Source organism: Vibrio sp. 1249-1 (assembly GCF_033340495.1).
In genome coordinates this window covers 1-569 of sequence record NZ_JAWOWJ010000927.1, presented here as the reverse complement: position 1 = coordinate 569, position 569 = coordinate 1, and the positions used below count along the sequence as shown (strand labels likewise).

Annotated in this window: 1 pseudogene; it reads left to right on the top strand. The window is 36.2% G+C overall.

The features are described from left to right. Window positions 1–567, top strand: a pseudogene (locus tag R7Z50_RS29730) (lipase family protein); the annotation flags it as partial. Window positions 568–569 lie beyond the last annotated feature (2 nt).

Sequence of the window (569 nt, the reverse complement as noted above, 5' to 3'; positions counted from 1 at the left end):
CTTCCTGTACCTAAAGTACCTGTCTGGCCATTTATTCATGCACCACACAATGGAGATGAGTACCGCTTAGACGCTAGTACTGGCTTTAATATAAGTGCTCATAGTATGTCTAGCGAAACAAATTTAGGGTATTTAGATAATGCTAACTCCGAAACGTGGGGAGCGATAAAAGTCAGGTCTAACAAATACTTGTATACACCTACTAGATTTAAGTTTGAGCACAGAAACCAAGCATCATTTACAGAGTATTGGTCAGAAAGAATTCAATCAGCCTTAATAACCTTATTAAAAGATGCAGGCTTGTTTTCAGCAATAGCAGTCCAAGCTACAGTATCAACTGGAATGACATTTTATGACATACTCGCCAGAAATATAGAAAAAGTAGCTAAAGCATCTAAAGTAAGAGAATCACAAGTCAAAGGGCTGTTAGGTCATATGTTGGTGTTTATTGGAAAACCAGTAACAGCAATTGAAGATATGTCTGCAAAGTTTATTAGAAATGTTTTTCTTATGGTATTTGGAAAACTTTATCGAGCAGCACAAATGGCTATAAGTGCGGTAAAATAAAT